The organism is Arhodomonas aquaeolei DSM 8974 (genome assembly GCF_000374645.1).
Lineage (GTDB): Bacteria > Pseudomonadota > Gammaproteobacteria > Nitrococcales > Nitrococcaceae > Arhodomonas > Arhodomonas aquaeolei.
The window spans coordinates 82,131-96,472 of sequence record NZ_KB894802.1; the positions used below are offsets into that span (position 1 = coordinate 82,131).

The window sequence follows — 14,342 nt, forward strand, 5'->3', positions numbered from 1 at the left end:
ATGCCCGCCTATATCGCGCGACGCCTGCTGCTGATGATCCCGACCCTGCTCGGGATCCTGCTGCTGAACTTCGTGATCGTTCAGTTCGCCCCGGGTGGCCCGGTGCAGCAGATCGCCGCGCAGGTGCGCGGCACCACCGATCTGAGCACCAGCCAGTTCGCCGGCAGCAGCGGCGATACCCGTGGCGGGGACGGCAGCGACACCGGCTCGGGTTACCGGGGTGCGCAGGGGCTGCCGCCGGAGCTGATCGAGGAGCTGCGCCATCAGTTCGGCTTCGACCGTCCGGCCTACGAGCGCTTCCTCAAGATGGTGGGCGACTACCTGCGGCTGGATTTCGGCGAGAGCTTCTACCGTGACCGCAGCGTGCTCGATCTGATCATCGACAAGCTGCCGGTCTCCATCTCGCTGGGGTTGTGGACGACGCTGATCGTGTATCTCGTCTCCATCCCCCTGGGGATCCGCAAGGCGGTGCGCGACGGCAGCCGCTTCGACGTGTGGACCTCCGGCGTGGTGATCGTCGGCTACGCGGTGCCGGGGTTCCTGTTCGCCATCCTGCTGATCGTGCTATTCGCCGGCGGGACCTACCTCGACTGGTTCCCGCTGCGCGGACTGACCTCGGAGAACTGGGCCGCACTGTCGTGGCCCGCGCGCATCGCGGACTACTTCTGGCACATCACCCTGCCGGTCATCTCCATGGTCATAGGCGGCTTTGCGAGCCTGACCATGCTCACCAAGAACTCCTTCATGGAGGAGGTGCACAAGCAGTACGTCGTCACCGCCCGGGCCAAGGGGGTGAGCGAACGCCGGGTGCTCTACGGCCACGTCTTCCGTAACGCCATGCTGGTGGTTATCGCGGGAATGCCCGCGGCGTTCGTGAGCATCCTGTTCACCGGCGCGATGCTCATCGAGGTGATCTTCTCGCTGGACGGGTTGGGTCTGCTCGGCTTCCAGTCGGTGGTGAATCGCGACTACCCGGTGGTGTTCGGGACCCTGTTCATCTTCACGCTGCTCGGCCTGATCCTTAACCTGATCGGCGATCTCACCTACGTCCTCGTGGACCCGCGTATCGACTTCGAGACCCGGGAGGGCTGAACGGATGCACTGGCGCGAGGCATGCCGGAGCGCACAGGGCGGCCGCGGGGCGCGCCCATCGGGGGGCGAATGCGCGGACCGCGTCTGAGCCCGATCAACCGCCGGCGCTGGCAGCAGTTCCGGCGCAACCGCCGGGGCTGGTACTCGCTGTGGCTGTTCACGACGCTGTTCGTGCTGACCCTCTTCGCCGAGGTCATCGCCAACGATCAGCCCCTGTTCGTCTGGTACGACGGTGCCGCGTATTTCCCCGTGGTGGCGGATTACCCGGAGACCGCCTTCGGCGGCTTCCTGCCCACCACCGCGGACTACCGCGACCCCGCGGTGCAGGAGATGATCGAGGCCAAGGGCTGGATGCTGTGGCCGCCTATTCCCTACAGCTACGACACCATCAACTACGACCTGCCGGTCCCGGCGCCGGCCCCGCCCAGCGCGGACAACTGGCTCGGTACCGATGATCAGGGCCGCGACGTCACCGCCCGGCTGATCTACGGCTTCCGCATCTCCGTGCTGTTCGGCCTGCTACTGACGCTGACCAGCTCGGTCATCGGTGTCGCCGCCGGCGCGGTGCAGGGCTACTTCGGTGGCTGGACGGACCTCCTCGGCCAGCGAGCGATCGAGATCTGGTCCGGGCTGCCGGCGCTGTACGTCATCATCATCCTCTCCAGCTTCGTACAGCCCGGCTTCTGGTGGCTGCTGCTGATCCTGCTGCTGTTCAGCTGGACCCAGCTGGTCGGCGTGGTGCGCGCGGAGTTCCTGCGCGTGCGCAACTTCGACTACGTCAAGGCCGCCCGCGCGCTGGGTGTCTCCGACGGGGTGATCATCGCCCGGCACGTGCTACCCAACGCCATGGTGGCCACCATCACCTTCGTGCCCTTCGTGATGACCGGGGCGATCACCGCGCTGACGTCACTGGATTTCCTGGGCTTCGGCATGCCGCCCGGGGCGCCGTCGCTGGGCGAGCTGCTGGCCCAGGGCAAGGCCAACCTCCAGGCCCCGTGGCTCGGGATCACCGCGTTCGTCGCCCTGGCGGTGATGCTCTCGCTGCTGGTATTCATCGGCGAGGCCGCCCGGGACGCCTTCGATCCGCGCAAGACCCTGCAGGGGGGCATGGATGGCTGACGTCCCCCTGCTCGCCATCGAGGGACTCCAGGTTGCCTTCGGCCGGCAGGTCGTGGTTCACGGCGTCGACCTCACGGTTCGCGGCGGCGAGACCCTCGCGCTGGTGGGGGAGAGCGGCTCGGGCAAGTCGGTGACCGCCATGTCCGTGCTCGGGCTGCTGCCGTACCCCCATGCCAGCCACCCGGCGGGGCGCATACGCTACCGCGGCGGGGACGTCCTGGGGGCCGACGACGCGCGCCTGCGGCAGATGCGCGGCGGCGAGGTCGGCATGATCTTCCAGGAACCGATGACCTCGCTGAACCCGCTGCACACCGTGGAGAAGCAGATCGGCGAGAACCTTGCGATCCACCGCGGACTGCGCGGTGCGGCCATGCGCAGGCGGGTGCTGGAGCTGCTGGAGCTCGTTCGTCTGCCGGATCCCGAACGCCGCCTGGGGGCCTATCCCCACCAGCTCTCCGGCGGCCAGCGCCAGCGTGTGATGATCGCCATGGCGCTTGCCAACGACCCGGCACTGCTCATCGCCGACGAACCCACCACGGCCCTGGACGTGACCATCCAGGCGGAGATCCTCGACCTGCTCGCCGACCTCAAGGCCCGGCTCGGGATGGCGATGCTGTTCATCAGCCACGACCTCAACGTCGTGCGCCGCGTGGCGGACCGGGTGGCCGTGATGAAGGACGGACTGGTCGTGGAGCAGGGGCACGCCGCCACCGTGTTCGCGGCTCCCCGGCACGAGTACACGCGCGCGTTGCTCGCCGCGGAGCCCTCAGGGCGTCCGGAGCCAGTGGCCGACGGTGCGCCGACGGTGCTCGCCGCCGAGGACGTGCGCGTGTGGTTCCCCATCCGCGGCGGGCTGCTCCGTCGGGCACGGGATTACGTTCGCGCGGTGGACGGTGTCTCGCTCACCGTGCGCCGGGGCGAGACCCTGGGCATCGTCGGTGAGAGCGGCTCGGGCAAGACCACCCTGGCTTTCGCGCTGCTGCGCCTGCAGCCCGCCACCGGGCGGGTGGTGCTGCTCGGTGACGACATCTCGCGTCGCCGCCCCCGGGCCCTGCGGTCGCTGCGCCGGCGCATGCAGGTGGTCTTCCAGGACCCGTATGGCAGCCTCAACCCGCGGCTGTCGGTGGCACAGATCGTCGCCGAAGGCCTTAGCGTGCACCGCCTCGCCCGCGACGATGCGGAGCGCGAGCGCCTGGTCGCCGCCGCGCTGGAGGAGGTGGGGCTCGCCCCGGAGCTGGCCGAGCGCTTCCCCCATGAGCTCTCCGGCGGTCAGCGCCAGCGGGTCGCGCTGGCCCGCGCGGTGATCCTTAAGCCCGACCTGATGGTGCTCGACGAGCCAACCTCCGCGCTGGACCGTACCGTGCAGTCGCAGCTGGTCGCGCTGCTACGCGACCTCCAGGTGCGGCACGGACTGGCGTTCCTGTTCATCAGCCACGACCTGTCTGTGGTGCGGGCGATGAGCCACCGCATCCTGGTAATGAAGGACGGCACCGTCGTGGAGTCGGCGGAGACCGAGGCCCTGTTCCAGCGTCCCGGCGAGGCCTACACCCGGCGGCTTATCCAGGCGGCACTGGGACCCGCGTGAGTCGCCGCGTTCTGATATCCTTGCCGCGTTTGGCCCGCTGACGGAAAACCTACCCCCATGGACCCGGTCATCGCCCTGGTGGGCCGCCCCAACGTGGGCAAGTCCACCCTGTTCAACTACCTCACCCGGAGCCGCGACGCCCTGGTCGCCGACTACCCGGGGCTCACCCGCGACCGCCAGTACGGCCTGGGCCGTGTCGGCGGGCGTGCCTATATCGTCGTCGACACCGGCGGCGTGGGCGAGGACGAGGCCGGCATCAACCAGGGCATGCAGGGGCAGGCCCGCCAGGCGGTCGCCGAGGCGGACGCGGTGTTGCTGCTTGTCGACGGCCGCACGGGGCTGACCGGGGCGGACGAGGCCCTGGCCGCCACCCTGCGCCGGGCGGGCAAGACGGTCTGGCTGGTGGTGAACAAGACCGACGGGGTCGATCCCCGCCTGGCGGTAACGGACTTCCACGCCCTGGGGATCGGTGAGCCCCGTGCTATTGCCGCTGCCCATGGCCGCGGCGTGCCCGCGCTGATGGACGAGGTGCTCGCGGCGCTGCCCGCCGAGGGCGCCGGCGACCACCCGCCGGTGGACGAGGCCCAGGACGCCATCCGGGTGGCCGTGGTCGGGCGCCCGAACGTGGGCAAGTCCACGCTCATCAACCGCATCCTTGGCGAGGACCGGGTGCTGGTCTACGACATGCCCGGCACCACGCGGGACAGCATCTTCATCCCCTTCGAGCGTGACGGCCAGGCCTACACCCTCATCGACACCGCCGGTGTGCGGCGTCGCGCCCGGGTCCGCGAGGCGGTGGAGAAGTTCAGCATCGTCAAGACTCTCCAGGCCATCGAGGCGGCCCACGTGGTGGTGATGGTGGTCGACGCCCAGGGGCTGGTCTCCGAGCAGGACGCCCACCTGATCGGCCACGTGCTCGAGGCGGGCCGGGCCTTGGTGCTGGCCGTGAACAAATGGGATGGCCTCGAAGAGGGCCACCGCAATGAGGTCCGGCGCTCGCTGGACGTGAAGCTCGGCTTCCTCGACTTCGCGCGGGTGCACTTCATCTCCGCGCTCCATGGCACCGGCGTGGGGCTGCTCTACGATACCATCGGTCAGGCCTACGCCGCGGCCATGGCCGAGCTGGAGACGCCGCGGCTCAACCAGATCCTCACCGACGCCACTGCCGCCCACGCACCGCCGCTGGTGCGCGGGCGTCGGGTAAAGCTGCGCTATGCCCACCAGGGCGGGCGCAACCCGCCGGTGATCGTCATCCACGGCAACCAGACCGCACGACTGCCGGAGGCCTACCGGCGCTACCTCTCCAACACCTTCCGCCGGGAGCTGGACCTGTGGGGCACGCCGCTGCGCCTGGAGTTCCGCACCGGCGACAACCCCTACGCCGACCGGGCCAACACGCTGTCCGCGCGCCAGCGCGCCCGCCGCCGGCGGCTGATGCAGCACGTCAAGCGCCAGAAGTCCAAGCGCGGCGGCAAGGGGCGGTGACCGGGCGGCGCGGCGCTAGCGTTTTCGCCCGCCGATGACCTTCGCCCGTAGCGTGTCGCCGTGGGCTGCGCCCAGGGACTGCACGCGCTCCAGCAGACCCTCGCTCAGGCGGTGACCGGCGGGGATGAGCAGCAGTCCCTCCGGCGTGGTCAGGTCCTTCGCCAGCACCATGCCCGGGCGGAGCTCCGAGATCGGGACCCCCTCCTGGCCGGCATCGTCGCCCTCCGACTGGAGGTCGTGCCAGCGCAGGAAGGCGTTCACGGCGCGGGGGTCGAAGCGCCCGCCGCGCTCGCGCTGCAGCAACGCCCGGGCGTCCGCCTCGCTGAGCCGGCGTGGGCGGATGTGGCCGTGCATGGCCTCGTCGAAGACGTCGATGACGGCGAGCATGCGTGCCGCCACGGGGATCGCGTTGCCCTTGAGCCCGTCCGGGAAACCCTTGCCGTCGTAGCGCTCGTGGTGGTGGCGCACGATGCTCGCCGCCTCCCCGAGCGGCGCGCTGTGGGCGAGCGCGTCGGCGATGATGACCGGATGCCTCCTGAACGACTCGATGGCCGACTCCGGCAGACGCGACTCCGGCGTGCGCTGAATGGACTCCGGCAGGGTCGCTTCGCCGACGTCGTGCAGCCGTGCCGCCAGTGTCGCCTCGATCACACGGGACTCGCTGAGCTTGAGATGACGGCAGAACCCTTCCATGAGCGTTGCCACACGGTCCCCATGGCCCTGCTTGGCGGCGGTTTCCAGGGTGTACAGGCCCTCGGCGAGGGTGCGCGCGGCTTCGGGGATGGTCTCCGCCGGCGGCTGCTCGGTGGCGATATCCCGGTCGAGGCGTTTGCCCTCGGCGTTGCTGATGGCGGCGACGAGGGTCGCGTGAAGCTCGTCCGCGGACCAGGGCTTCTCCACCAGGGCGTGGATGCCCGCCTCGTTGATCGCGCGCAGGCTGGTCGCATAGTTGCCGTACGCGGTGAGCAGGATGCGCGGTACCGAGGGCGCGCGGGCGGCGAAATCGATAAGCAGGTCCACGCCGTTCTCGTCGGCAAGGCGGTAGTCGCAGATGATCGCGGCCACGGATTCCTCGTCGAGCACCGCCTTCGCCTCCGCACCGGAGTTTGCGCCGCGCATGGCGTAGCCGCGGCCGATGAGTTCCCGGCGCAGGGCGGTGAGCACGTGGGGCTCGTCGTCGATGCACAGCACGGTGTGACCGGATCCGGTCTCCGGCGGGGCCGTGTCATCGCTCATCGTCGTGCTCCTCCTCCGTGGTGTCGCCCTCCGAGCGCAGGGCGTTGGCCTCCGCCTCGTCGCGCTCGCGTTCCAGCTCGCTGATGCGCTGCTGCATGGTGATCGCCTGGGCCGCGAAGCGGTCGACTGTCTCCTCCAGCGAGGAGATCGCCTGGCGCTGGTTCTCGTAGGCCTCGGCCTGGCTCATGAGCTTGCGGATCTGGCGGCGGTTGCGGTAATTCTCGTTCTGGAACAGCGTCAGCGATTGCTCGGATTCCTGGATCTGGCGTTCGAGCTTGGCGATGCGGGCGAGGTACTCGCGTTTCTGCTGTTCCTTCTCCTGCTCGGAGCTCTCGAGCTGGGTCCGCAGCTCGCGGATGACGGTGCGCTGCTGGTCGAGTGAGTTGACGATGCGCCGGTACTCGGTGTCCATGCGCTCGGTGCTCTGCTCGATCAGCTGATCCCGCCGGCGGAGACTGTGCGGGCGGGTCGGGCGCTGCACGCCGGCGGCGGGCCGTGCCTCGAACGGGGCGATGTCGCCCCGGTCCATGTACTCGTCCAGGGGCTGGCGGCTGTGCTCGTAGTGAGCCAGGTGCTCGTCTAGACGTCGCCCCAGGGCGCCCTCGTCACCGAACTCGGCCCGCAGGGCATGGCGCATCTCGGCGTTCGCGCGGCGCTCGACGACGTTGGCGCTGTGCATCTCGTTGAAGCGCTCGCGGTATCCTTCCAGGGCGCCGATGCGTTCCTGCAGCCGCTGGACCTCCACGGCCTGGTTGTGCGCCGCCCAGGGGTCATTGCCGCCACTGTCCGGCGGCGACGCGGTCTCCGTATGCGAGCGTTCCCGGGATGACTCCGCGCGGCTGGCGCGCATGGCCGTGGTAATCGCCTTCTCCACCCGGTCCCAGAGGCGGATATCGCGCTCCACGGATTCCTGATGCGTGCGCCAGTAGGCCTCCGGTGGCGCCTCCAGACTGGTGAGCTGGGATTGCAGGAGCGCGTAGCGCATCTGCAGGCAGACCAGCTCCGGGTCACCGGTATCGTCGATGTGGGCCAGCCGGTGCAGCTCCGCGGGCGCGCCCTGCCAGCCCTTGCGGAAGCGGTGTACCAGCCGTTTGACGGCCTCGTGGAGAAACGCGGAGAAGGCCTCGACGTCTTCCGCAGGCGCAACGCCCTCCGCTTGCAGGCCGCGGATCCGGCGGCGCTGGCGGCGGTAGAGCACGGCGAGGACGACGACGGCCACCAGCAGGATGTAGATGACCTCTGCCAGCACGACGACGATGCTGATCCAGATGTTATCCCCGAGATTCATGGGCCTGCCCCGTTTTTGCTGCGCTTTTCCCGGGCGTGAGCCGGCCGGCGGCGGGTGGCGGTCGTCGTGTGAAAAGGCTTTGCCAATACCGGTTCGGCAGCCCATTATCTGCACAATGTGAGAACGCCGCCAACCGGGGCGCGATATGATGCCAAGCTCCTTTCTCCCCGGCCTGCGCGGGCTGACCGGGCGCCTGTTCCGTGTCCTTTCGGGCCCGCGGCGACGCTCGTCCCGGCTCAGCGACGAGATGGCGCGCTCGTGCCTCATCGATCAGATCGCCACGGTAGCCGCTGCGACCTCGGCCGCGGAGGCCGCGGAGGCGGTCGTCGCCCGGCTCGCCGCGGCCTTCGGGCCGGGCGGTGGCGCCTGGCTCACGCTGCCGGAGGGGCGTTTTGCCGCCGGTTACACCGAGGATGATGGAGAGGGTATTCGTGCGCCGGTGCCCGGCGTCGGTGACGACTGCGAGCTGTGCCTCGTGCCCGGCCCGGCTTACCGGGGCGGGCCGGGGGAGCATCTGGTGGCGCTGGTGACCGCTACCGCCGATCTGGTCGGTCTGTTCCGCCGTGGCGAGGCCCACCGTCGGGCCCGTGCGGCGGATGAGGCGTACCTGCGGGTTATCGCCTCCACCGCGGAAGAGGGCATATGCCGGGTCGCCCTCGACGGCCGGGTGCTGGATGCCAACGAGGCGTTCGCCCGGATGTACGACTGCCGGCTCGAGGAGTTGATCGGGCACTGCATCATGGAGTATCTGCCGCCGCAGATCGCCGAGCGTATACGTACCGGCCTGGCGGCGCGTGCCGAAGGCCGTAGTGAGCGTTACGAGCTCCACCTCCATCCCGATACCCCGCAGGAGCGCTGGCTGATGGTCTCGGCCTCTCCGGTCCGTGGACCCGACGGCCGGGTCGAGAGCGCCTTCGCCATGGTCACCGACATCACCGCGCTCAAGCTCGCGACCCGCGAGGCAGAGCAGGCGCGGGAGCGCGCCGAGGCCCTGCAGGCCGAGATGCTGCGTACGGCCAAGCTTGCGGCGGTGGGGCAGATGGCCGCCGGGGTCGCCCACGAGATCAACAATCCGATCGGTTTCGTGCGTTCCAACCTGGGCACGCTGCGTGAGTATGTCGGCGTGCTCGAACAGGCCGCGGCGGGTGACGACGATGTCTCGCAGGAGAAGCTCGCCTTCGTGCGCGAAGACATCCCGGAGCTGCTCTCCGAGAGCGAGGCGGGCATACAGCGGGTCGCCGACACCGTGCGCACGCTGCGCGGTTTCGCCCGTGACGACAGCGGGGAGTGGACGGGTGTCGACCTCAACGAGGTGGCGGTGAATGCGCTGCGCATTGCCGGGCCGCGCCTCAAGGGGCGGGCGCGAACGCTGCGCGAGTTCTCCGCCGTGCCGACGGTGCGGGGATCGCCGGTGGAGCTCTCCCAGGTGCTCGTGAACCTGCTTATCAACGCGGCCAACGCCCTGGATGGCCACGGCACCATCCGTGTGGTGACGCGGTGTGAGGGTGACGAGGCGGTGCTCGAGGTCGCCGACGACGGCCGCGGGATGAGCGAGGAAGAGCGCGTGCGGGTGTTCGAGCCCTTCTACAGCCGTTCCGGCCAGGAGGGCACCGGTCTCGGGCTGTCCATCGTGCAGAACATCGTCGAGCGTCACGGCGGGCGGATCGAGCTTGCAAGCGAGCTGGGTGCGGGCAGCCGTTTCAGTGTCCGTCTGCCGGCAGCGGCGGACGTGGAGCCGGCCGTGGAGGCGCCGGGCGGGTGAGCGCGGACGGTACGTATCAGCCCTCGTCATCATCGCCCTCGTGCGGGCTGGTGGAATCGCCGTCGAGATACCGTGCGTGGATGCGGGGCGCCGGCGCCGGGCGGTGGAAGTAGTACCCCTGCAGGTAGCGACACCCCAGCTCGCGCAGGTACAACGCCTGTTCGTGCGTCTCCACCCCCTCGGCGACGACTATCAGGTCGAGCTCGCCGGCGAGGGCAATGATGCCGCGGACTATGGCCTCGCTGGCCTCGTTGTCGTGCATTCGCGCGATGAACGTGCGGTCGATCTTCAGGCCGTCGATCTCCAGCTCCGCCAGGTAGCTGAGTGACGAGTAACCGGTGCCGAAGTCGTCGATGAGCACCCGCACGCCGGCGGCACGCAGCCGGTGAATGCACGGCACCACGGTGCCCTGGTTGCTTACCAGGGTGTCCTCGGTGATCTCCGCGACCACGTTTTGCGGGTCGATATTGAAGCTCTCCAGGCGTTCCAGGAGGCGGTCCGCCATGTCCGGGGCACCGAACTGTTCGCCTGAGAAGTTGATACTGATGGACAGTTCCGTCCCGCGGCTCCTGAACCAGCGCCGCCAGTCGAGGCAGACGTTCTCCACGACGACGTTGGAGAGCTCGCGCATCAGCCCGGCCTCTTCGGCGACGGGCAGGAAGTCTCCGGGGGGGACGACCCGATCCGGGTGGCGCCAGCGCACCAGTGCCTCGAAGCCGACCACGGCGAAGTCCCGGCTGCGCACCACCGGCTGGTAGTAGTTGGTCAGCTCCGCGGTCTCCATGGCCAGTCGCAGCTGGGCGGCGATCTCGATGAACTGCCGCGCCCGGTCGCCGAGCTCGTCGGTGTAGAAGCAGTAGCCCTGGGTGTCGAGCCGTTTCGCCTCGCTGGCCGCGGCCTCGGCGCTGCGTAGCAGCTCGCTGTCGGTGAGCCCGCAGCTCGGGTAGGTGCCGATGCCCACGCCGGAACCGAGAGTGATCGTGGTCCCCTGCAGGGTCAGCGGCCGGGCGACGGCGTCATTGATGGCCTGGGCGGTCAGCGCCGCATCCATCGGGTGGGAGATCTGGTCCAGGCACACGAGGAAGCTGTCGCCGGTGTGCCGGGCGACTTCGCCCTCGTCGTCCACCACGGTCTGGAGGCGTTCGCCTATGGCCTTGAGGACGGCATCGCCGAAGGCGTGACCGTAGGACTCGTTGATCGGGCGGAAATGGCGCAGGTTCACCGCCAGAACCGCGCAGATGTCCTTCTCCGGATCGAGGGCCCCGAGGCGGCGTTGCAGGGTGGCGGTAAAGCCTTCCCGGTTAGGCAGGCCGGTGACCGAGTCGAACGTGGTGAGCACGTTGATACGGTGTTTGTAGGCCTCGATCTCGGCGCAGTCGTAGAAGCAGCAGATGTAGCTGCAGTCGGGGCCGTCCTCTCCCACCCGGGTGATGGTGCCCGCCAGCCGCAGGGGCGAGCCGTCGCTCGTCCGGGAGCTGACACTGCCGTGCCAGACGCCGTACTGCGCCAGGCGGTCGTCCATGGCCTGGCGTTCCCGGGGGTGGCCGTCAAGGAGCTCCCGGAAGGGGACGAGCCGGCCGGTCACCGCCTCCGCGGAGCGGCCGGATATCTCCTCGAAGGCGTTGTTGACCGCCATTACCCGCCAGTCCGAGTCGAGTATGGCGACGGCGTTGGTGATGCTGTTGAGGGCGAGCTGGGCCTTCTCGCGTTCCTGTTCCGCGATGATGGTCTCGGTGATGTCGCGGATGACCATGACGTTACGGGGGGCACCGGCGCTGTTACGGTACAGCGCGCTGGTCAGTGCCAGGGTGATCTTTGCGCCGTCCGCCCGGCGTGCGGGGACACGGGCGCGCACGCTACGGTGCCGCCGGCGCCGTTCCAGCAGGTCGGTGATCGCGGGATCGGTCTCGTCGACGACGAGCCCGGGTCCGTTCGAGACCAGTGTCTCCTCCGGGTAGCCGAGGATGCGGCAGGCGGCCGGGTTGGCGCTCAGGATGCGCCCGTCCCGGGCGGTCGTGACGATGCCGTCGGCGCTGTGCTCGATCAGCAGGGCGTATTCTCCCGCGAGGTCGCGTCGGGCGAACTCCGTGCGCAGGGCGTGGTAGACCGGGACCCCGGTGGCAAAGGCGAGATACACCAGGCCCAGGGGGATGAAGAACAGGGTGGTGGGCAGCCCCCAGGGCGCGCCGATCCCGTCGAGCCCGAGGGCCAGCCATCCCACCACGCACACCGCGGCATACGCGAGCGCAAGCACCGACGCCGTAATCACTGGATGAGGCCCGGGGGCGCCGCGTTTCAGGGCAGGCTTTTCGCGCCGCATCGTGCCTCCCTCCGATCATGCAGGGGTGTAGGGAATGTTGATTCTGGCCCGCGTTTCAAGCCGTTGTCGCCGGTTGGTCAATATTCATTCATATTGTGATGTTTGTCACGTAAATTCAGCATCCGGAATGGATGCCGCCTAGCCTGGCTGTGCTGGCCGGTGCCTGTTGCGCGTGCGAGACTGAAAAGATGACCGGTCTATGCCAAATGCCAGGGGAGAGACCCGCCGTGCCATCCCAAAGCCCGCCCTTTTCCGACCATCCCCGATGCACGGTGACCGGTGAGCCGCGTCACGTGGGGGTCGAGATCGAGCTCGCGGGCCTCGGGGTCGAGGCACTGTCTTCGCTGGTCGCCGCCAGTGTCGATGGCCGCGTGGAACGTCTCAGCCGCTACGAGCACCGCATCATCGGCGATGCCCGGGGGGACTGGGGCGTGGAGCTGGATTTCGCGTTCCTCAAGCGACGGGGACGGCGTTCGGGGAATGACGGTGTCCCTGAAGATGCCCTGGAGGCGATGATCCGGCTGGGCGCGGAGCAGCTCGTGCCGGTGGAGGTGGTCTCGCCGCCGCTGCCCATCGACGAGCTCGGCGGGGTGGACCGCCTCATCGAGTCGCTGCGCCGGGCCGGGGCGCGGGGTACGGGGGACGGGCTGACCTATGCCTTCGGGCTGCAGCTCAACCCCGAGCTGCCGGCACTGGATGCGACCACCGTGACCCGCTATCTGCAGGCGTTCCTGTGTCTGCACGACTGGCTCAAGGAGCGCGCCCGGGTGGATCTTACCCGGCGGCTGACGGCCTACATCGATCCGTTCCCGCGGGATTACGTGAGGCGGGTGATCGATCCCGGCTACACCCCGGGCCTGGCGACGCTGGCGGACGATTACCTTGCCGCGAACCCCACCCGTAACCGGGCCCTGGACCTGTTGCCGCTGCTCGCCCATATCGACGGGGAGCGCGTGCGTGCGGCGGTCGACGACCCCCGCATCAAGCCGCGTCCGGCGCTGCACTATCGCCTGCCCAACAGTGAGGTCGGCCGGCCCGGATGGGGGATCATGGCCGCCTGGGCGGACTGGCTGGCGGTGGAGCGCCTCGCCGCCGATCCGTCACGGCTTGCCGGGGTGTGCACCGCCTACGCCGAGCACCTGGATCAACCCCTGTCCGGGCTCGTGCACCCGTGGAGCGAGCAGGCCGGTACGTGGCTGGACGTCCCCGACGCCCCCTGATCGCGGTCACCGGTCCACGGCGTGGCGGTATCGGTCCGCGCCGGTGCATCGACGTCGCCCTGCGCCTTGCCGGCGGGAGACCGGTGCACTGGCATGCCGGGAGCGTCACTGACGGCGTCGCGGTCCACGCCGTGGTGATCTCCGGCGGCCACGATGTGGACCCGGTACTCTACGCGCAGACCCCCCGGGTCCGGCCCCGCCACGATCCGGAGCGCGACGCCTTCGAGTCGGACGTCATCGCCCGCGCCCTTGCCTGCGGCATCCCGCTGCTCGGCATCTGCCGAGGGGCGCAGTTGCTCAACATCGTGCGCGGCGGCAGCCTGCACCAGAGCCTGCGTAGTCGCCGTCGGCACACCGGCAACCGACGGACCTTGCTGCCGTGCAAGAGCGTGCGTGTGGTCGCGGGCAGCACGGTCGAAGCGGTCCTCGGAACCGGGCGGTTGCGGGTGAACAGCCTCCACGATCAGGGTATCGACCGGATCGGCGAGGGGCTGCGGGTGGTGGCGACGGACCGGGACGCCATCGTCCAGGCCGTCGAACGGCCCGGTGCCCGTTTCGTCATCGGCGTGCAGTGGCATCCGGAGTTCCTGGTTTACCTGCCCTCGCAGCGGCGGCTTTTCCGTTCACTGGTGGACGCGGCCGCGGCGAGCGAGGCCGTGCCTTTCGAGACAGCGTCCCGGCCGTGAGCGGCTATCTCGGGCTTTTCGCGCTCGCCTTCCTGGCGGCCACGATTCTGCCGGCATACTCGGAGGTGCTCTTCGGGGGCATGGTTGCGGCCGGTTATGACCCGTTCGCCCTGTGGCTGTGGGCGAGCGCGGGCAATACCCTGGGGTCAGTGGTCAACTGGTTGCTGGGGCGCTATCTGCTGCACTTTCGAGACCGCCGCTGGTTTCCGTTCCCGGCCGGCGCGCTGGGGCCCGCGCAGCGCTGGTTTCAGCGCTACGGGGTGTGGTCCCTGCTGCTGGCCTGGGCCCCGGTGGGAGGGGATGCACTGACCTTCATCGCCGGCATGATGCGTGTGCGCTTCCCGCTCTTCCTGCTGCTGACGGGGATCGGCAAGGCCACCCGCTATGCGGTCCTGCTCGCCTTGATCGTCGGCGCAGGGACGGCATTCCCCGTCCCGGGCTGAGCCTGGCCCCGGGCGGCGCCAACGCCGACTAACGTTCTACTAACGCACCCTCGGATACGCTGCGCTGCAGACAAGGCGTACTCCGCAGTCGGTCGTCACCGCTTTG

General features: G+C 69.3%; 11 protein-coding genes. 8 read left to right on the top strand and 3 right to left on the bottom strand.

The genetic code is table 11. The features are described from left to right. The 4 genes from C516_RS0104975 to der all read left to right on the top strand — a co-directional run bounded on the left by C516_RS0104975 (position 1) and on the right by der (position 5,281). Positions 1-1,092, top strand: a complete 1,092-nt coding sequence (locus tag C516_RS0104975) for a microcin C ABC transporter permease YejB (RefSeq protein ID WP_018717259.1) — start codon at positions 1-3, stop codon at positions 1,090-1,092. Between the two features lie 69 nt (positions 1,093-1,161). Beyond that, positions 1,162-2,211 carry an ABC transporter permease gene (locus C516_RS0104980; protein WP_018717260.1) on the top strand — a complete coding sequence of 350 codons (1,050 nt, stop codon included), beginning with the start codon at positions 1,162-1,164 and terminating at the stop codon, positions 2,209-2,211. After that, entirely contained in the window at positions 2,204-3,796 is a 1,593-nt protein-coding gene (locus C516_RS0104985) for an ABC transporter ATP-binding protein (protein WP_018717261.1), read from the top strand. Before C516_RS0104980 ends, C516_RS0104985 begins: the two co-directional genes overlap by 8 nt. Positions 3,797-3,853: 57 nt before the next feature. Further along, positions 3,854-5,281 (top strand): ribosome biogenesis GTPase Der, encoded by a 1,428-nt coding sequence (der, locus tag C516_RS0104990; protein ID WP_018717262.1) that lies wholly within the window; start codon positions 3,854-3,856, stop codon positions 5,279-5,281. 15 nt (positions 5,282-5,296) lie between these two features. On the opposite strand, the gene C516_RS0104995 is transcribed toward der, so the two are convergent. Together C516_RS0104995 and C516_RS0105000 are read right to left on the bottom strand one after the other, a co-directional pair. Next, on the bottom strand, positions 5,297-6,517 hold the full coding sequence (locus tag C516_RS0104995; protein ID WP_018717263.1) for an HD domain-containing phosphohydrolase: 1,221 nt from the start codon (positions 6,515-6,517) through the stop codon (positions 5,297-5,299). Further along, complete coding sequence (locus C516_RS0105000; RefSeq protein ID WP_018717264.1) at positions 6,507-7,805, bottom strand: hypothetical protein; 1,299 nt, start codon at positions 7,803-7,805, stop codon at positions 6,507-6,509. The genes C516_RS0104995 and C516_RS0105000 overlap by 11 nt, the downstream gene beginning before the upstream one ends. A 145-nt stretch (positions 7,806-7,950) precedes the next feature. Between C516_RS0105000 and C516_RS20360 the strand changes: the two genes are divergently transcribed. Continuing rightward, positions 7,951-9,567, top strand: a complete 1,617-nt coding sequence (locus C516_RS20360; protein WP_018717265.1) for a sensor histidine kinase — start codon at positions 7,951-7,953, stop codon at positions 9,565-9,567. Between the two features lie 16 nt (positions 9,568-9,583). On the opposite strand, the gene C516_RS0105010 is transcribed toward C516_RS20360, so the two are convergent. Next, positions 9,584-11,887 (bottom strand): putative bifunctional diguanylate cyclase/phosphodiesterase, encoded by a 2,304-nt coding sequence (locus C516_RS0105010; protein ID WP_084594082.1) that lies wholly within the window; start codon positions 11,885-11,887, stop codon positions 9,584-9,586. 272 nt (positions 11,888-12,159) lie between these two features. Here C516_RS0105010 and C516_RS0105015 point away from each other — a divergent pair, with 272 nt between their 5' ends. The 3 genes from C516_RS0105015 to C516_RS0105025 are packed head-to-tail and all read left to right on the top strand — an operon-like array spanning position 12,160 to position 14,236. Continuing rightward, a complete protein-coding gene (locus tag C516_RS0105015; protein WP_245558742.1) occupies positions 12,160-13,107 on the top strand; it encodes an amidoligase family protein in 948 nt (315 codons plus the stop codon). Beyond that, complete coding sequence (locus C516_RS18585; protein ID WP_051088193.1) at positions 13,080-13,793, top strand: gamma-glutamyl-gamma-aminobutyrate hydrolase family protein; 714 nt, start codon at positions 13,080-13,082, stop codon at positions 13,791-13,793. Before C516_RS0105015 ends, C516_RS18585 begins: the two co-directional genes overlap by 28 nt. Continuing rightward, complete coding sequence (locus C516_RS0105025) at positions 13,790-14,236, top strand: YqaA family protein (protein ID WP_018717269.1); 447 nt, start codon at positions 13,790-13,792, stop codon at positions 14,234-14,236. The genes C516_RS18585 and C516_RS0105025 overlap by 4 nt, the downstream gene beginning before the upstream one ends. The last annotated feature ends 106 nt before the right edge of the window (positions 14,237-14,342 follow it).